Annotated in this window: 16 protein-coding genes; 10 read left to right on the plus strand and 6 right to left on the minus strand. The window is 60.5% G+C overall.

The annotated features are described in order from the left end of the window. Positions 1-2 precede the first annotated feature (2 nt). From cysM to ACW9HW_RS05045, 5 genes are all read left to right on the plus strand, one after another. Positions 3-905 (plus strand): cysteine synthase CysM, encoded by a 903-nt coding sequence (gene cysM, locus ACW9HW_RS05025; protein WP_095195774.1) that lies wholly within the window; start codon positions 3-5, stop codon positions 903-905. Next, the gene (gene rlmD / locus ACW9HW_RS05030; RefSeq protein ID WP_095195773.1) at positions 905-2257 is read left to right on the plus strand and encodes a 23S rRNA (uracil(1939)-C(5))-methyltransferase RlmD; all 1353 of its coding nucleotides are present in this window, start codon (positions 905-907) and stop codon (positions 2255-2257) included. Before cysM ends, rlmD begins: the two co-directional genes overlap by 1 nt. A gap of 123 nt (positions 2258-2380) precedes the next feature. Continuing rightward, positions 2381-4624: a GTP diphosphokinase gene (gene relA / locus ACW9HW_RS05035; protein ID WP_095195772.1), complete on the plus strand. Its 2244-nt coding sequence runs from the start codon at positions 2381-2383 to the stop codon at positions 4622-4624. Positions 4625-4770: 146 nt separating this feature from the next. Beyond that, a complete protein-coding gene (gene mazG / locus ACW9HW_RS05040) occupies positions 4771-5604 on the plus strand; it encodes a nucleoside triphosphate pyrophosphohydrolase (protein ID WP_095195771.1) in 834 nt (277 codons plus the stop codon). A 28-nt stretch (positions 5605-5632) separates the two neighbouring features. Further along, a complete protein-coding gene (locus ACW9HW_RS05045) occupies positions 5633-6175 on the plus strand; it encodes a DUF2058 domain-containing protein (RefSeq protein ID WP_095195770.1) in 543 nt (180 codons plus the stop codon). Positions 6176-6319: 144 nt separating this feature from the next. Here the strand turns inward: ACW9HW_RS05045 and ACW9HW_RS05050 are convergent, their stop codons facing one another. The 6 genes from ACW9HW_RS05050 to ACW9HW_RS05075 form a co-directional block, all read right to left on the minus strand. Beyond that, on the minus strand, positions 6320-6508 hold the full coding sequence (locus tag ACW9HW_RS05050) for a hypothetical protein (RefSeq protein ID WP_095195769.1): 189 nt from the start codon (positions 6506-6508) through the stop codon (positions 6320-6322). A 405-nt stretch (positions 6509-6913) separates the two neighbouring features. Then, entirely contained in the window at positions 6914-8134 is a 1221-nt protein-coding gene (gene fabB / locus ACW9HW_RS05055) for a beta-ketoacyl-ACP synthase I (RefSeq protein ID WP_095195768.1), read from the minus strand. 11 nt (positions 8135-8145) lie between these two features. Then, the gene (gene fabA, locus ACW9HW_RS05060; RefSeq protein ID WP_003179264.1) at positions 8146-8661 is read right to left on the minus strand and encodes a 3-hydroxyacyl-[acyl-carrier-protein] dehydratase FabA; all 516 of its coding nucleotides are present in this window, start codon (positions 8659-8661) and stop codon (positions 8146-8148) included. Between the two features lie 247 nt (positions 8662-8908). After that, positions 8909-10810, minus strand: a complete 1902-nt coding sequence (locus ACW9HW_RS05065) for an ATP-binding protein (RefSeq protein WP_095195766.1) — start codon at positions 10808-10810, stop codon at positions 8909-8911. Next, positions 10807-11739, minus strand: a complete 933-nt coding sequence (locus ACW9HW_RS05070) for an ABC transporter substrate-binding protein (protein WP_457398774.1) — start codon at positions 11737-11739, stop codon at positions 10807-10809. The genes ACW9HW_RS05065 and ACW9HW_RS05070 overlap by 4 nt, the downstream gene beginning before the upstream one ends. Further along, a complete protein-coding gene (locus tag ACW9HW_RS05075; protein ID WP_457398775.1) occupies positions 11740-13863 on the minus strand; it encodes a TonB-dependent receptor plug domain-containing protein in 2124 nt (707 codons plus the stop codon). Positions 13864-14058: 195 nt separating this feature from the next. On the opposite strand from ACW9HW_RS05075, the gene ACW9HW_RS05080 reads away from it, so the two are divergent. The 5 genes from ACW9HW_RS05080 to ACW9HW_RS05100 all read left to right on the plus strand — a co-directional run bounded on the left by ACW9HW_RS05080 (position 14059) and on the right by ACW9HW_RS05100 (position 18291). After that, positions 14059-15084 carry an NAD(P)H-dependent glycerol-3-phosphate dehydrogenase gene (locus tag ACW9HW_RS05080; RefSeq protein ID WP_137805345.1) on the plus strand — a complete coding sequence of 342 codons (1026 nt, stop codon included), beginning with the start codon at positions 14059-14061 and terminating at the stop codon, positions 15082-15084. A gap of 30 nt (positions 15085-15114) precedes the next feature. Continuing rightward, positions 15115-15462, plus strand: a complete 348-nt coding sequence (locus ACW9HW_RS05085) for a DUF4389 domain-containing protein (RefSeq protein WP_095195762.1) — start codon at positions 15115-15117, stop codon at positions 15460-15462. After that, on the plus strand, positions 15459-15914 hold the full coding sequence (gene sixA, locus ACW9HW_RS05090) for a phosphohistidine phosphatase SixA (protein WP_457398777.1): 456 nt from the start codon (positions 15459-15461) through the stop codon (positions 15912-15914). Before ACW9HW_RS05085 ends, sixA begins: the two co-directional genes overlap by 4 nt. 233 nt (positions 15915-16147) lie before the next feature. After that, the gene (locus ACW9HW_RS05095) at positions 16148-17815 is read left to right on the plus strand and encodes an AMP-binding protein (RefSeq protein WP_457398779.1); all 1668 of its coding nucleotides are present in this window, start codon (positions 16148-16150) and stop codon (positions 17813-17815) included. Between the two features lie 32 nt (positions 17816-17847). Beyond that, positions 17848-18291, plus strand: coding sequence for a hotdog fold thioesterase (locus ACW9HW_RS05100; protein WP_095195759.1), 444 nt, complete (start codon positions 17848-17850; stop codon positions 18289-18291). Positions 18292-18398 lie beyond the last annotated feature (107 nt).

Here is an 18398-nt window from a genome sequence, read left to right on the forward strand (position 1 = left end):
CCATGACCTTGCAGTACCCAACCATCGCCGATTGCGTCGGCAACACTCCGCTGGTCCGTTTGCAGCGCCTGCCCGGCGAAACCAGCAACACCCTTTTGCTCAAGCTCGAAGGGAACAACCCGGCGGGTTCGGTCAAGGACCGTCCGGCGCTGTCTATGATCACCCGTGCCGAGTTGCGCGGGCAGATCCACGCCGGCGATACGCTGATCGAAGCGACCTCGGGTAATACCGGGATCGCCCTGGCCATGGCTGCCGCGATCAAGGGTTACAAGATGATCCTGATCATGCCGGACAACTCCAGTGCCGAACGCAAGGCCGCCATGACCGCCTACGGTGCCGAGCTGATTCTGGTCAGCCAGGAACAAGGCATGGAAGGCGCCCGAGACCTCGCGCAGAAGATGGAAGCCGAAGGCCGCGGCAAGGTACTGGATCAGTTCGCCAACGGTGACAACCCGCAAGCGCACTACACCACCACCGGCCCGGAAATTTGGCGCCAGACCGAAGGCACCATTACCCATTTCGTCAGCTCCATGGGCACCACCGGTACCATCATGGGTGTTTCGCGCTACTTGAAAGAGCAGAACGAAAACGTGCAGATCATCGGTCTGCAACCTATGGAAGGTTCGGCGATTCCGGGTATCCGTCGCTGGCCTCAGGAATACCTGCCGAAGATTTACCAGGCCGATCGTGTGGATCGCATCGTCGACATGGCCCAGAGCGAAGCCGAAGACGTGACCCGTCGCCTGGCCCGCGAAGAAGGCATCTTCTGCGGCGTGTCGTCGGGTGGTGCAGTGGCCGCCATGCTGCGTCTGTCGAAGGAAGTTGAAAACGCGGTGATCGTCGCGATCATCTGCGACCGTGGCGACCGTTACCTGTCGACCGGCATTTTCGACGCGCCCAACTGATGGCCAAGCATGAGAGAGGCTTGCGTTTCCAGCCCACGGGCGGCAGCAAGGCCCCGCAAGTCCCGACCGGCAAAAAGCAGCGCCTGACCATCGAGCGTCTGGCCAATGACGGTCGTGGTATCGCGTTTTTCGAAGGACGTACCTGGTTCGTCATCGGCGCATTGGCCGGTGAAGAAATCGAGGCGCGCGTGCTCGGTGCCCACGGCAAAGTGGTCGAGGCGCGTACCGAGCGGGTGTTCAAGGCCAGCGAACTGCGTCGCCCGGCGCCGTGTGCCCATGCCGGTCGCTGCGGCGGTTGCAGCGTGCAACATTTGCCTCACAGTGAACAGCTCGCCCTGAAACAGCGCATGCTCGCCGAGCAATTGACCCGGGTCGCCGGTGTAGAACCCGAAGAATGGGCGGCGCCTTTGAGCGGTCCGGAATTCGCTTACCGTCGTCGCGCCCGGGTAGCGGTGCGCTGGGACATGAAGGCGAAAAAACTCGAAGTCGGTTTCCGCGCGGCCGGCAGCCAGGACATCGTCGCCATCGATGAATGCCCGGTGCTGGTACAGCCCTTGCAACCCATCATGACCCGCTTGCCGGAGATGCTGCGGCGCTTGAGCAAACCCCAGGCGCTCGGGCACGTGGAGTTGTTCAGCGGTTCATCGCTGGCGGTCTTGCTGCGACACATGGCGCCGCTGTCGGAAAGTGACATGACCATCCTCAAGGATTTTTGCGCGTTCCATGAAGCCCAGTTGTGGCTGCACGGCGATGGCGAGCCGCATCCGGTCGAAGCCGATCAATCCTTGGGCTATCGTCTGGAACAGTGGAACCTGGAGTTGGCGTATCGACCCGGAGATTTCGTCCAGGTCAATGCGGGGGTCAACGAAGCCATGGTGGCCCAGGCTCTGGACTGGTTGAAACCGACAGCGGATGAGCGAGTACTCGATTTGTTCTGCGGCCTGGGCAACTTTGCCTTGCCGCTGGCCCAGGCCGTTCGTGAAGTGGTGGCGGTGGAAGGCGTGGAGGTGATGGTCGAGCGGGCAGCCGCGAATGCCGTCAGCAACAATCTGAATAATGCGAAGTTTTTTCAGGCCGATTTATCCCAGCCTCTGACCGATGCCGAATGGGCGCGTGAAGGCTTTTCTGCGGTACTCTTGGACCCACCGCGTGACGGTGCTTTCGAGGTGGTGCGCAAGCTCAAGTCCCTGGGCGCCGAACGGTTGGTGTATGTGTCGTGCAACCCGGCAACTCTGGCGCGCGACACGGTCGAATTGATCAAGCAGGGCTACCGGTTAAAACGTGCCGGGATTCTCGATATGTTTCCTCAAACGGCGCATGTCGAAGCCATGGCGTTATTTGAAGCGAGCTAGGAAGGCTCGTCTGGTCCGACTGACCAGTCCGTGCAGCCGCGTACCAGCCCGGCGTGGGCTCACGGGCAATGAAGGTCAGCGATTCTGACGCATTGAATCTGCGTCGTAGGGAAGGTAAGCAAGATGGTACAGGTGAGAGCACACCAGCCGATCAACACCGACGGCAGTATCAATCTCGAGGCTTGGCTCGATCATGCGGTCAGTGTCGATCTGGCACTGGATCGCGAAGCCTTGAAGGAAGCCTGCGAGTACGCTCGCGAGGCGGAACAACAAGCCAATGCGGCAAAGAATTTGTGGTCCGAAGGCAACTCGAGTTTCCGCACCGGCCTTGAAATCGCCGAGATCCTCGCCGACCTCAAACTCGATCAGGATTCGCTGGTCGCCGCGGTCCTCTACCGGGGTGTGCGCGAAGGCCAGATCCAGTTGCCGGCGGTCAGCCAGCGCTTCGGTCCGGTGGTGGCCAAGCTCATCGACGGCGTGCAGCGCATGGCGGCGATCAGCGACAGCCTGAGCCCGCGTAAATCCCTGGTGCTGGGCACCCAGGGCCAGGTGGAAAACCTGCGCAAGATGCTGGTGGCCATGGTCGACGACGTGCGCGTCGCCCTGATCAAACTGGCCGAACGCACCTGCGCGATCCGTGCGGTGAAAACCGCCGATGACGAAAAGCGCAACCGCGTGGCCCGCGAAGTGTTCGACATTTACGCGCCACTGGCCCATCGCCTGGGTATCGGTCACATCAAATGGGAACTGGAGGACTTGTCCTTCCGTTACCTGGAGCCTGACCAGTACAAGCAGATCGCCAAGTTGCTCCACGAGCGGCGACTGGATCGCGAGCGCTTCATCAGCGACGTGATGAGCCAACTGAAAAACGAATTGCAGGCCACCGGTGTCGAGGCCGACATCAGCGGCCGGGCCAAACACATCTATTCGATCTGGCGCAAAATGCAGCGCAAGGGTCTGGAGTTCAGCCAGATCTACGACGTGCGCGCCGTTCGCGTGCTGGTGCCGGAAATGCGCGACTGCTACACCGCGCTCGGCATCGTCCACACCTTGTGGCGGCACATCCCCAAAGAGTTCGACGACTACATCGCCAACCCGAAAGAGAACGGCTACCGCTCGCTGCACACGGCGGTGATCGGACCCGAGGGTAAGGTGCTGGAAGTGCAGATCCGTACCCACGCGATGCACGAGGAAGCGGAGCTGGGTGTTTGCGCGCATTGGCGCTACAAGGGCACCGACGTCAAGTCCGGCTCCAATCACTACGAAGAGAAAATTTCCTGGCTGCGTCAGGTGCTCGAGTGGCATGAAGAGCTGGGCGACATTGGTGGTCTGGCGGAACAGCTGCGAGTCGATATCGAACCTGATCGCGTCTACATCTTCACGCCGGACGGTCACGCCATCGACTTGCCGAAGGGCGCGACGCCGCTGGACTTCGCCTACCGCGTGCATACCGAAATCGGTCACAACTGCCGCGGCGCCAAGATCAACGGGCGCATCGTGCCGCTCAACTACAGCCTGCAAACCGGTGAACAGGTCGAGATCATCACCAGCAAGCACGGCACGCCGAGCCGCGACTGGCTGAACCCGAACCTGGGTTACGTCACCACCTCGCGGGCACGGGCGAAGATCGTTCACTGGTTCAAGTTGCAGGCGCGCGACCAGAACGTTGCTGCCGGTAAAACCCTGCTTGAGCGTGAGCTCAATCGCCTCGGTCTGCCGGCGGTGGATTTCGACAAGCTGGCCGACAAGGCCAACATGAAAACCGCCGAGGACATGTTTGCCGCGCTCGGTGCCGGCGACTTGCGCCTGGCGCAACTGGTCAATCTGGCGCAGCAACTGGTCGAACCGGAGCGCGGCAATGAACAGCTGGAACTGATTCCGCGCAAGGCCACCGGTTACAAGCCGGGCAAGCGTGGCGACATCCAGATCCAGGGCGTCGGCAACCTGATGACCCAGATGGCGGGCTGCTGCCAGCCGCTGCCGGGGGATGCGATCGTCGGTTACATCACCCAGGGCCGTGGCGTGAGCATTCACCGCCAGGATTGCGCCTCGGTGCTGCAACTGGCCGGGCGCGAGCCGGAGCGGATCATCCAGGTCAGTTGGGGACCGGTGCCGGTGCTCACCTATCCAGTGGACATCATCATCCGTGCCTACGACCGTTCGGGACTGCTGCGTGACGTTTCCCAAGTGCTGCTCAACGAGCGGATCAACGTGCTGGCGGTCAACACCCGCTCGAACAAGGAAGACAACACCGCGTTGATGTCCCTGACCATCGAGATTCCGGGGCTGGATGCGCTGGGGCGGTTGCTGGGGCGAATTTCCCAATTGCCGAACATCATCGAAACGCGGCGTAACCGTACCCCATGATGATTGGCGCCGATCCAATGTGGGAGCGAGCCTGCTCGCGAAGAGGGAGTGCCAGCCGACATCAATGTTGTCTGACATACCGCTTTCGTCGGAACGCCGCCCGGAGCCTGCTCGCTCCCACAAGGGTTTTGCAGTGAGAGTGACCGATGTACAGCCTTGAAGACCTGCTGCACCTGATGAACCGCCTGCGCGACCCGCAGTTCGGCTGCCCGTGGGACATCAAGCAAACCTACGCCACCATCGTCCCGCATACCCTTGAAGAAGCCTACGAAGTCGCCGACGCCATCGAGCGCGGTGACTTCGATCACCTGCAAGGTGAGCTGGGCGATCTGCTGTTCCAGGTGGTTTATTACAGCCAGCTGGCGCGGGAGGAAGGGCGCTTCGAATTCGACGGTGTGGTCGACAGCATCACCCGCAAGCTGATCCGTCGTCATCCCCATGTGTTCCCCACCGGCGATCTGTACGCGCCGCTGGATGTGCCGCGTCTGAGTGAAGAACAGGTCAAGCAGCGTTGGGAAGAGATCAAGGCCGAAGAGCGCGCGGAGAAATCCGACGCTCCGCAACAACTGTCCTTGCTCGATGACGTCCCCGCCGCGTTGCCGGCGTTGTCCCGCTCGGCCAAGTTACAAAAGCGTGCAGGGCAAGTCGGTTTCGACTGGCCCGATGCGCTGCCGGTGCTGGACAAGGTCCGTGAAGAGCTCGATGAAATACTCGAAGCGATGGCCGACAACGACCCGACGGCGATTGCCGATGAGGTCGGCGATCTGCTGTTTTCCGTGGTCAATCTGGCGCGACACCTCAAGGTCGACCCGGAAACTGCGCTGCGTGGCGCCAACAGCAAGTTCGAACGACGCTTCCGTTTTATCGAACAGGCATTGCGCGACACCCACCGTCCCATGGAAGATTGCACCCTCGAAGAGTTGGACGCCCTATGGGGCGAAGCCAAACGTCAGGAAAAGAATGTGCCCAGCTGCGGTTGAGCAGTTGCCTAAGTGAGTAATAAGCACCATGAGCATTTCCCTTCGCGACCAGTTGCTCAAAGCAGGGCTGGTCAACCAGAAGCAGGCCAAGCAGGTCAGCAAAGAAAAGCAGAAACAGCAGCGCCTGGCCCACAAAGGTCAGATCGAACTGGATGATTCCCAGCAGCGTGCCGCCCAGGAAGCCATGGCCGAGAAGGTCAAGCGCGATCAGGAGCTCAACCGCCAGCAGCAGGAAAAAGCCGAGGCCAAGGCCCGTGCCGCGCAGGTCAAGCAATTGATCGAAGCTACACGCCTGCCGAAGTTGACGACCGAGGACTACTACAACTTCGTCGACGACAAGAAGGTCAAGCGCCTCTCGGTCAACACGCTGATGCGCAACAAGCTCAGCAATGGATCATTGGCCATCGTGCATCACGCCGGCGGTTATGAAGTGATCCCGCGTGAAGCAGCCCTGAAGATCCAGGAGCGCGATCCGCAGCGCATCGTGCAGATGAACGTCAAGACCGAAGAGGTCAGCGCCGAGGACGATCCGTACGCGGCGTACCAGATCCCTGATGATCTGATGTGGTAAACCGCTGAGGACGGCTACAACGACAAACCCCGTCATGGATGTGGTTTTGTGTAGGAGCTAGCTTGCTCGCGATGGTCGTTAACGATTACGCGTGTTTACTGGCTAAGCGCAGCGCTCTTGAGTCCATCACGAGCAAGCTCGCTCCTACGCGGAGCGTAGCGCTCGTTGCTGCTCCAGAACTTCCAGTTCGGCCTTGTAGTTGTGGGCGTCTTTCTCGGAATGGAACATCCCGACCAGCAGGTCCTGTTGGTACACATCCCAGATCCGTACACCGGCGGCTACGCCTTCATGGGACATGTGTGAATCGTCGCGTTCAGTTACTTTTACAGTCATCTGCTAGCTCCAATCTCTGTTATCTGCAGCAAGGCGTGTGCAGGACTCTGTTATAGGTTTTGTTAGCCTGCTAAGTAAACGACTGAGTTTGGATAGGGTTTTTTGCAAAAATGGAAACAGTCCTGCAGCCCGCGAAATCCGTGGCATTCAGTCGCAGGGCGTTTGGTTTCATGACAAAAGCTTCATGTTCTTGCCGAAGATCTGCGGGCAAAACACGACCCTGTGGGAGCGAGCCTGCTCGCGAAGAGGCCGGTACCTTCAACATCAATGTCGCCTGACACAGCGCGTTCGTCGGGGCGCCGCCCGGAGCCGGCTCGCTCCCACAGGTTTTTGCGTTTTTGGAGGACGAAAAAAAACGCCCCGAACCAGTCGGGGCGTTTTCATGTGCGGCTCAGCGGCGGGGTATTACTTACCCTGCCAGCGCTTCAGTACCAGGGTGGCGTTGGTGCCACCGAAACCGAAGCTGTTGCTCATCACGGTATCGATCTTGGCGTTTTCCTGGGTCTTGGTCAGTACCGGCAGGTCGGCCACTTCAGGGTCCAGCTCATCGATGTTGGCGGAGCCGGCAATGAAGTTGCCTTCCATCATCAGCATGCAGTAGATCGCTTCGTGAACGCCGGCGGCGCCCAGGGAGTGACCCGACAGGCTCTTGGTGGAGCTGATGGCCGGAGCCTTGTCGCCGAACACTTCACGCACACCTTTCATTTCCGCGACGTCGCCGACCGGGGTCGAGGTGCCGTGGGTGTTCAGGTAGTCGATCGGGGTGTCGACGGTGGACAGCGCCTGCTGCATGCAGCGGATCGCGCCTTCGCCACTTGGGGCAACCATGTCGTAGCCGTCGGAGGTCGCGCCGTAGCCGACGATTTCCGCGTAGATCTTCGCGCCACGGGCCAGAGCGTGTTCCAGCTCCTCGACCACGACCATGCCGCCGCCGCCAGCGATGACGAAACCGTCACGGTCGGCATCGTAGGCACGGGAGGCTTGTTGCGGGGTGTCGTTGCGCTTGCTGGACAGGGCGCCCATGGCGTCGAACAGGAACGACTGGCTCCAGTGTTCTTCTTCACCGCCGCCGGCAAATACGATGTCCTGCTTGCCCATCTGGATCTGTTCCATAGCGGTACCGATGCAGTGAGCACTGGTGGCGCAGGCAGAGGCGATGGAGTAGTTCAGGCCCTTGATCTTGAACGGGGTGGCCAGGCAAGCGGAAACGGTGCTGCTCATGGTCCGCGTTACACGGTATGGGCCGACGCGCTTGACGCCTTTCTCGCGCAGGATGTCCAGCGCTTCCATCTGGTTCAGCGTGGAGGCGCCACCGGAACCGGCGATCAGGCCGGTACGCGGGTTGGAAACCTGCTCTTCGGTCAGGCCGGAGTCAGTGATGGCGTCTTTCATGGCCAGGTAGGCGTAAGCCGCCGCGTGGCCGACGAAGCGATAGATCTTGCGATCGATCAGTTCTTCAAGGTTGAGGTCAATGGAGCCGGAAACCTGGCTACGCAGACCCATTTCGGCATATTCCGGGTTGAACCGGATGCCAGGGCGGCTTGCACGCAGGTTAGCGGAGACGGTCTCTTTGTCATTGCCCAGGCACGAAACAATGCCCAGACCAGTGATAACGACGCGGCGCATGCGAATAACCCTTAGAAGTTGTCAGTGGAGGTGAACACGCCGACCCGGAGGCCTTCGGCGGTGTAGATTTCGCGACCGTCGACAGTGACCGAACCGTCGGCGATGGCCAGGTTCAGCTTGCCCTTGAGGACGCGCTTGATATGAATGTTATAGGTGACTTTCTTGGCGGTCGGCAGGACCTGGCCGAAGAATTTCACTTCGCCCGAACCCAGGGCGCGACCGCGGCCTGGCAGGCCTTGCCAACCGAGGAAGAAGCCGACCAGTTGCCACATGGCGTCGAGGCCCAGGCAGCCCGGCATCACCGGATCGCCTTCGAAGTGGCAGGCGAAGAACCACAGGTCCGGAGTGATATCCAGCTCGGCGACCAATTCACCTTTGCCGTACTTGCCACCCTCTTCGCTGATCAGGGTGATGCGATCAACCATCAGCATGTTCGGGGCGGGCAGTTGCGCGTTACCTGGGCCGAACAGCTCACCGCGACTGCAGCGCAGCAGGTCTTCCCGGGTAAAGGCGTTTTGTTTGGTCATGCGAGCTCCTCAATAGTCCCATGCGGCAGGTGGGGCAAATCTTCCCGGCCGATCGAAGCGTTCATGCCTCGAACCGGCAGCCTACTCATAGACTATTGCGTTGTGGTGAAAGTCACAGCACCAAGGACATGAATGTACACTTGTGCACTGAAATTTTTATTCAAGCCCCTTTTCGGGCCTGTTCGGGTGCCTAAGACTGCCGCACTTTCGCCTTTCACGCCAGTCGCAGATGCTCGAAAGGCCTGTACTACTGCACCCAACGCTGCAGAATTTGCTGAAGATCAGTACGTTTGAAGGGCTTGGCCAGGTAATCGTTCATCCCCGCCGACAAACAGGCTTCGCGATCCCCCTGCAGGGCATTGGCGGTCAGGGCGATGATCGGCAAGTCGGTGCAACCGGGCAGCTGGCGAATCTGCCGGGTGGCCTCGTAACCATCGATGACCGGTAATCGGCAGTCCATCAGGATCGCTTCGAAAATCAGGGTCTCGGCACTGCGCACCGCCTGCGCGCCATCGGCGGCGACGCTGACAGTAAAGCCCAGGCTGCGCAACATGGCTTCGATGACCGTCTGATTGACCGGGTTGTCCTCGACCAGCAACACATTGCGACCTTCGCCATCATCATTACCGGTGGGCGCTCGCGGCGTCAGCACCGGCAGTGGCTGCTGATAAATCGCCAGCGGGATTTCCAGCGTGAACACCGAGCCACGACCTTCTTCGCTCTGCGCTCGCAGGGTACCACCCATGCGTTCGGCCAGGGTGCGGGCAATCGGCAGGCCCAGGCCGGTGCCGCCGTAACGTCTTGAAATAGAACTGTCGGCCTGTTGAAACGCGTTGAACATCAATTCCAGGCTCTCGGCCGCAATGCCGATTCCGCTGTCGCGCACGGTACAGGTGAACCACAACAATTCGTGATCCAGTGACTGCCACTGCGGTTCGATGGACACACGGCCCTGCTCGGTAAATTTCAGCGCGTTGCCGATCAGGTTGACCAGAATCTGCCGGATTCGTGTCGGATCGCCTTGCACCTGCAACTCCCGCATATCCTCCGGAATGTGCAATTGCAGATCCAGGCCGCGTTGGGCCGCGCTGTGCTGGAATGACTGCGCACAGGCGCCGATCAGGTCGGCGAGGTTGAACGGAATGTGCTCCAGCTCCAGTTCCGAACGTTCGATGCGCGAGAAATCCAGAATGTCGTTGATGACTTTGAGCAAATGCTCGGTGGACTCCGAAGCCAGCGCCGCGTATTCGACCTGCTCCGGCGTCATATCCGTGGTCTCAAGCAACTGAAGCATGCCCAGCACGCCATTCATCGGCGTGCGCAGTTCGTGGCTCATCATCGCGAGGAAGTCGGACTTGGCCTTGTTGGCCTTTTCCGCTTCTTCGCGGGTCTGGATCAACTGTGCCATGGCCTGGTGCTGTTCGCGGCTGGCCTGTTCGAGGCCGCTGGCGAGGTTATTGATGTGCTGCGACAGTGCACCCAGCTCGGTGTCATCGACAATGGGCAGCGGCGTTTTGTAGTCGCCGTCCTGGATTGCCTTGACCGCGTTGCCGATGTCGCGGATCGGTTGCGACAGGCTGCCCGCCAGGCGCCGGGCGAGGATGAAGGTAAACAGCAGGGCGAACAGGGCCAGGATCGCGGCCTTGAACAGGATCTCCTGCTGGCGCTGACTGAACGCATCGTTGGACAGGCCGACGATCACCCGGCCCAGATAGTCCTCGGCGGGGGCGTTGGTGGCGACCTTGTTGTTCTGGAAGAAATCGTTGTGCAGGGGGATCCGCTGCAATCGCACCGGCGCCTGGAACACTTCGACCTGATGCGGGCGGGCGTGGTTGGCCGACGGTTGTTCGACATACACCAGAATCCGGTTGGCACTGTCCTGGATTTCCAGGAAGCGTACGTTGGGCGTGGCCAGTGTGGCCTTGAGCAAGCTTTCCAGCACTTCGTTGTTGCCGGAAATCACCCCGTATTCGGTGGCCGGGGCCAATTGGTTGGCGATGAGTTGCCCGGTGTGGTTGAGCTCCTGGCGCAGATCCTGGATTCGCACAAAGGTAAAGAAGCTGATCAACAGCAATGTCAGCAGCAGGGCAGGGCCGAGGCTGATGAGCTGGGTCCGGGTGTTGATGTCCCAACGGCGGCGGAAGGTCATGGGCGGCGTTCTCTTTCAGCCAACAGTGTTGCGACAGACGCTTCGTTTATCTGTTCAATACCTAATGAACGAGCCACCTGCGGGTTGCTTGAGACTTTGAAGCGAAGCGGGTAGTACGTGCGCGGCCAGGTCGAGGGTGGCAAGTCGAGCAATTCATCGAGAATGGTCAGCCAGTCGTTCTGATCGCTGTAGGTGCTGGCCAGGCTCCCGGCTCTGACGAAGCCGGCGTTGGGGCCGATCAGTGCCCGTTGTCGTGAGTAACTGCTGAGCAGCAGGTTTTTGGCGGTTTTCGGGTTGTACAGATCGGGGTCATCCAGGCCCAGCAGCACATCGCTGTTGTTCAGCAAGGTTTGCAATGGACGGCTGTCGTGGATGTTGTCCCAACGCTCGGTAACCACTTCAAGCCCAAGGGGATGAGCGGCCCGGCGCAGTTCTTTCAATAGAAACTCGCTGTGTTCGTCGTACAGCACGCCGACCCGTTTAACTTGGGGCAGGAGCAGTCGGGTCAGGCGCAATTGACGCTCCAGCGGCGGGTCGCTCCAGAGCAGGCTCAGGTGCTCGGGCAGATTGTCGCCCAGGTGTTGTCGAGCTTGCAGGCGGCTGATGCGCAACACCAGTGTCGCCGGGCCTTGGTCGTCTTGCAGGCGCCAATCGAGGCTCGGCAAGTCGAGCAGAATCAAGCGGATGTCGTCCGACAGTTTTCCCGGTGACGGCAGGTCGGCCAACGGCTGGAAGCGTACGCGATCGCCAGGGCGCAATTCGCGCAGGGCCTGGACGAAGGTTTGCACGCCGGGACTGTCTTCGGCACCCGTCAATAGAATCTCCGCGGCATTGGCCGACAGGCTGCCCAGCCAACCGCTGACCACCAGGCACAGCATCGCCAGCAGGCGACCAATGCCTGGCGTCTTGCGTGGCGGACAATGTGCCATTTAAAACGCCAGCTCCGCACTGAAGTACATCACCCGACGCTCATCGTAGTTGTTGTCGACGAAAGTGGTAGGCTGATGATCGAGGCGTTGCTGGAGCACGCCGGCCAGTTCCAGGCTGGCCTTGCCCAGGCCGATACGTTTGGCGATGCGGGCGTCGACCCGCTCGAAGCGGTAGCCATTGAGTGCATCGTCGCCATAGTAGAAAAGTGCAGTGTTCCAGCCATGGCCCCAGTCCCGCATCCAGCCGGCGGAACCGCTGTTGCGCGCGGTCTGTCGTGCGTCTTGGGGATCGCTTGCGTCGGCATCGACGTAGGCATAGGTCAGGCGCAATCGATCGGTATTGCCGATTCTCCAGTCGAGTTGGGTTTCGGCACCCGAAAAGCGCGCCGTGTTGCTGTTACTGGCGATGAACTGATTGTTGCGCAGCGGTTCGCTGATCATGCCGGTGATTTCGTCATGGAACAGCTTCACATCGATCGCCAGCCCCCCCTCGGCAAAATAGCCGTTGTAGCCCAGTTCCCGCGATCGCATGTGTTCTTGATCAAGGTCACCAGGGCCGCGGGTCTTGACGAAATAGCGGGCGCTGGACTGGCCATAGGCAGCGGGTTGCAGGTTGGTGACCTGGTAACTCCAGTTGACGCTGTTCTCGAACATGTCCGGCGAACGGATAGCTTCGGAATACACCGCGCGCAAACCGTGGCGCGGGTTGATCAGGTAATTGACCGCCACCCTCGGGGTCAGCGAGCTGCCGATCAACTGCGTGTCTTCGAACATGGCGCCGCCTTGCAGCAACCAGTGTTCACTGGCACGCCATTCGAGCTGGCCGAATGCACGCCAGGTGGTGTCATCGAGGGTGCCATTGAAGTAGGTCTCGGAGTCTGCACGGTCGTAACGATAGTTCAAGCCGCTGACCAGGCGCAGGCTATCGGACAGGCTCAGGGTGTCCTGCAGTTCGAGGTCGTAGCGTGTCTCCCGGGTGCTCTGGTCGATGTCGCCGCAAACCGTCTGCCGGGCGCCGTTGCGCCATTGGTCGAGTACCTGGTTGGCCAATGCCTGCTGGCCGGGACCGCCGGCGGGTGCACCGGGACCGGTGAAACGCTCGATGTTGCGTGCCAGACGCTCGGTGTAGTTCGGGTTGAGCTGCCAGAGTTCGGTCAGCTGCGGGCTGAACGACACTTCGGCATCACAGGCGCGCCAGGTTTGCTGTCGATCCCAATGCTGCGCCGAGCCCTGGATGTACAGGCTGTGATCGGGATTGATGTCGAAGTTCCAGCGCAGCGAGCCGGCGTAGTCCTTGGCGGTGACGTCGGAATTGTTTCCGGAACTGGTAATCCCGGAAAACACCGGTCGGTAGGTATAAGGCCGCTGGTTGCTGCCTTCCTTGGCGTTCAATTGCCAATCGATGCTTTGCCGCTCGTTGAGTGCCTGACTGACGGCCAGGTTGAAGCGGTTCAGGCGGCGACTGTCGCGGTAATCGGCGCCGTTGCGATCGGTGTCGAAGCCATCATCCTGCTGGCCGGACAGCGACAGGCGCAAGTCGCCGTCATCCCATCCCACGCCCTGGCTGGCATAAAAGTCGTTGATGCCGCGTTGGCCTCGAGTGACTTTCATCCGCGTACCGTGGCTGTCGGCCGGATTGCGCGTGATGATGTTGACCACCGCCATCAGCGCATTGGCGCCATAGCTGACGGTGTTCGGGCCGCGGAAAACCTCGATGCGCTCGATGTCTTCCATGGCCACCGGAATATCGCTCCAGTCCACCGTGGACAGGCCGGCACGGTAGACCGAACGACCATCGATCAAGACCTGCATGCGTCGCGCTTCGGTGGCATTGGTCCCGTGATAGTTCACCACCGCCTGATTGCCGCTGATGTTGCCGACCATCATGCCCGGCACCAGCCGCAGCACTTCGCCGATGTCGCGGGCACCGCTGGCGTTGATCAGGGCATTGTCGATCACCGTCATGCTCCCCGGCACGGCGGCCGGCGACTGTTTCAGGCGCGTGGCCGTGAGCACTTGCGGCAGCGGATCGCTGTCGAGGAACAGATCGTCGGCCAGCAATGGCGAGCTGAAGACCAGCGCCAGTACCAACGGCGAGCGGGGTGAAGGCGAACCCAATGGCACAACACATCCTTGTTATTAATTGTTGGCGCGCATGTTAACCGAGCTGAATGACTTTTCCAGTCACGATGTCAGCACTTTCCTCGGTTTTATCGGACTTCTATGCTTGTGCGCGGGTAATTGACGCGGGGGCTGGCCGCCACTGGGGCGCTCCGTATAATGCCGACATCGCCACTGGTATGGATTAACGGATTGCATATGACTGAACAGCGCCCGATTGCGGTCCTGGGAGGCGGAAGTTTTGGTACCGCCGTGGCTAACCTGCTGGCTGAAAACGGACATCAGGTCCTGCAGTGGATGCGTGACCCCGAACAGGCCGAGGCCATCCGGGTCAACCGCGAGAACCCGCGGTATCTCAAAGGCATCAAGATTTTGCCGGGCGTGACCGCGGTCACCGACCTGCAAGCCACCCTGGAGGCCTGCGACCTGAGTTTCGTCGCATTGCCGTCCAGCGCATTGCGCTCGGTGCTGGCGCCACATGCCGAACGGCTGAGCGGCAAGCTACTGGTGAGCCTGACCAAGGGCATCGAAGCCCACACCTTCAAACTGATGAGCCAGATCCTCGAAGAGATCGCCCCGCAAGCACGTATCGGCGTGTTGTCGGGGCCGAATCTGGCCCGTGAAATCGCCGAGCACGCGCTGACCGCCACGGTGGTCGCCAGTGAAGACGAAGAACTCTGCGAACGGGTTCAAGCCGTGCTGCATGGCCGTACCTTTCGTGTGTACGCCAGCGGCGACCGTTTCGGCGTGGAGCTGGGCGGGGCGTTGAAAAACGTCTACGCAATCATCGCCGGCATGGCGGTGGCAATGGGCATGGGCGAAAACACCAAGAGCATGCTGATCACCCGGGCTCTGGCGGAAATGACCCGCTTCGCGGTGAATCAGGGCGCCAACCCGATGACTTTCCTCGGTCTGGCGGGCGTGGGTGACTTGATCGTGACCTGCTCATCGCCCAAAAGCCGTAACTATCAAGTCGGGTTTGCCCTCGGCCAGGGGCTGAGCCTGGAAGAGGCGGTCAACCGTCTGGGCGAAGTGGCCGAAGGCGTGAACACCCTCAAGGTACTCAAGGCCAAGGCCCAGGAAGTGGGCGTGTACATGCCGCTGGTCGCCGGGCTGCACGCGATCCTGTTCGAAGGGCGCACGCTTGAGCAGGTGATCGGGCTGCTGATGCGCGGCGAACCGAAAACCGACGTCGACTTTATTTCCACCAGCGGCTTCAACTGAGCCCTCAACGCAACAGGAACGGAGCGAAACATGAGCGATCAAAAAGTAGAAGCCAAATACGAGTCCATCCTGCTGCGGGTGTTGTGGATGATCGTTTTTGTGCTGGTCTGGCAAGTGGCGCAATTCATCCTTGGCGCCTTGGTGCTGGTGCAGTTGATCTATCGTTTGATCTATGGCGCCCCGAGCGCCAGCCTGATGAACTTCGGCGACAGTCTGAGCCAGTTTCTGGCGCAGATCGGTCGTTTCGGCAGTTTTCACAGCGACCAGAAGCCTTGGCCGTTCGCCGATTGGCCAGCGCCGCGTACGCCGGAAGGTGAAGCGCCGCACGTCGTGGCACCCGCCCCGCATCCGGCCCGAGATGAGGAACCCAAGCTATGAAACTCTGGGTATTGCGTCATGGTGAAGCCGAGCCACACGGTTCCAAGCCCCACGATTCGGAGCGGGAACTGACTGCCAATGGTCGTGAAGAAGTACTGCGTGCCGCCGCCAACCTGATTGGTCAGCCGCTGACAGCGATTTATGCCAGTCCCTACATGCGAGCGCAGCAGACTGCGCAACTGGTAAAAGACACCTTGGGTTTCGAACCGGAGATTCGCACCGTTGAGTGGCTGACCCCGGATTTCGATCCCGACAGGGTTACCGACCAGCTGAAGTCGGTGACCAATGTGCTGCTGGTTTCTCATAATCCGCTGGTAGGGCATCTGCTCAGTTACCTGCAACATGGTGCAGGTCATCCACCGGAGAGGCTCAGCACCGCCGGCCTGGCCGAACTGGAAAGCAATGAACTGCTGATCGGGGCGATGAAGCTCAACAGCATCAAGCATCCTTAACTCAGCTTCAGGGTTCCCTACCTCCCCTGAAAAAGACCGATCACTGTGGGAGCGAGCCTGCCCGCGATGAGGGAGTGTCAGTCGCCATCAATGTAGCCTGACACGCCGCTTTCGCGAGCAGGCTCGCTCCCACAGGGGAGATCAGTGTTTGAAAAAAATTGTATGAAATAGCTAACCAAGCACTTGCTTGGTTAGCTACGCTTGCTCCACAACAAAAAAAAGGAGCGAGTCGCATGTCTGCTGCTTTCCGTTTGCCGCTGGACGTGTTCTACGAGCGTGAGGCCCGTCACCCCCGTCAACGCTTTCTGGTCCAGCCCATCGGCGGCGGACAGGTCGAGACACTGACCTGGGCCGACGTCGGTCATCAGGCCCGCTGCGCGGCGCACTGGCTGCGGTCGCGGGAACTGCCCCAGGGCAGTCACATCGCCCTGATCTCGAAAAACTGTGCGCACTGGATCATTGCTGACCTGGCGATCTGGATGGCCGGGCATGTCTCGGTGCCGCTGTACCCGAACCTTACCGCCGAGTCCGTGTCCCAAGTGCTGGAACATTCGGAAGCGGCGCTAGCCTTTATCGGCAAACTCGATGACTGGCCCGGCATGTCCCGTGGGGTCAGCCCGGACCTGGTGACCATCAGCCTGCCGTTGCATCCACCGGGCGACTTCGATTTCAGCTGGGCCGATCTGCAACACAGCACGCCGATCCAGGACGACCCGAAACCCGGCGCCGATCAACTGGCGACCATCATCTACACCTCCGGCACCACCGGCATGCCCAAAGGGGTGATGCACAGCTTCGGCACCCTGGGATTCGCCACCACCCGCGGCACGCAACTGTTCGGCCTGAGTGAGTCGGACCGACTGCTGTCTTATCTGCCTCTTTGTCATGTTGCCGAGCGAATGTTCGTCGAACTGGCGTCGATCTACACTGGACAAACCGTGTTCTTTGCCGAAAGTCTCGACACCTTCCTCGACGATCTGCGGCGCGCCCGGCCGACGGCGATGTTTGGTGTGCCGCGCATCTGGACCAAATTCCAGATGGGGGTGTACAGCAAGATTGCGGCAAAACGCCTCGACTTCCTGCTCGGCCTGCCGATCATCGGCAAGCGCGTCGGGCACAAAGTCCTCGCCGGGCTGGGGCTCGATGCCTTGCGCGTGGCGTTGTCCGGCGCCGCGCCAGTGCCGCTGACGTTGTTGCGCTGGTATCAGAAGCTTGGGCTCGACGTGCTGGAGGTCTACGGCATGACCGAAAGTTGCGGCTATTCGCACATCTGCCTGCCGGGTCAGTACAAGGAAGGCTGGATCGGCAAGCCCTGCCCGGAAGTCGAAGTACGAATCGATGAGTCGGGTGAGGTACAGGTGCGCAGCGGCGCGACCATGCTCGGGTACTTCAAGGATCCGCAGAAAACCGCCGAGACCATCACCGAGGACGGTTTCCTGCGCACCGGCGACAAAGGTGAAGAAGACGTTGAAGGCAACCTGCGCCTGACCGGGCGCCTGAAAGAAATCTTCAAGACCAGCAAAGGCAAATACGTGGCGCCGGCACCCATCGAAAATCGCTTGGCGGTGCATTCGCGTATCGAGCAGGTATGTGTGGTCGGCGACGGCTTGAGTGCGCCGCTTGGCCTGTGCGTACTGTCTGCGGTGGGGCAGCAGGACGCGGGCGGTACGGCGCGCGCCGGCTTGCATTCGAGCCTGGAGAAACTGCTGGAAGAGGTCAACGCGGCCCTTGATAAGCACGAGCGCTTGCGGCGGCTGGTGGTGGTCAAGGACAGTTGGGCCGTGGAAAACGGCTTCCTCACGCCGACCCTGAAGATCAAGCGCAATGTGATCGAAGCGGCCTATGGTGCCCGCTTCGAAGAATGGAGCGAGCGCAGCGAAGTGGTGCTGTGGCAGGATTGAGACACGAACAAAACCAACAAGGAAAATCGGCGATGAGTCTGTGGCGCACCCTTCCCAACATCGAACAGTTGAATGCTTTCCAGAAAAACACCATCGGCGAAGTGCTGGATATCCGTTTCGAAGCCGTCGATGACGATTCTTTGACCGCGAGCATGGTCATCGATCACCGCACCCATCAGCCTTACGGCTTGCTGCATGGCGGTGCCTCGGTGGTGCTGGCCGAGACCGTCGGTTCCATGGCCAGTTTCCTGTGCATCGACTCCAGCAAGTTTTACTGCGTGGGCCTGGAAATCAACGCCAACCATCTTCGCGGCCTGCGCAGTGGAAGGGTGACGGCAGTGGCCAGGCCGATCCACATCGGCCGCACGACCCATGTCTGGGATATCCGTTTGACCAGCGACGAAGGCAAGGCCAGTTGCGTCTCGCGGTTGACCATGGCGGTGGTGCCGTTGGGTGAGAATCCGCCGGCGCGCTGACCAACGAAGCCCTGTAGGAGCGAGCTTGCTCGCGATGGTCGTTAACGAAAACCCGGGGAGCCTGGTACCCCGCGGCGTTCTTGAATCCATCGCGAGCGAGCTCGCTC

Source organism: Pseudomonas sp. SDO5532_S415, assembly GCF_054071155.1.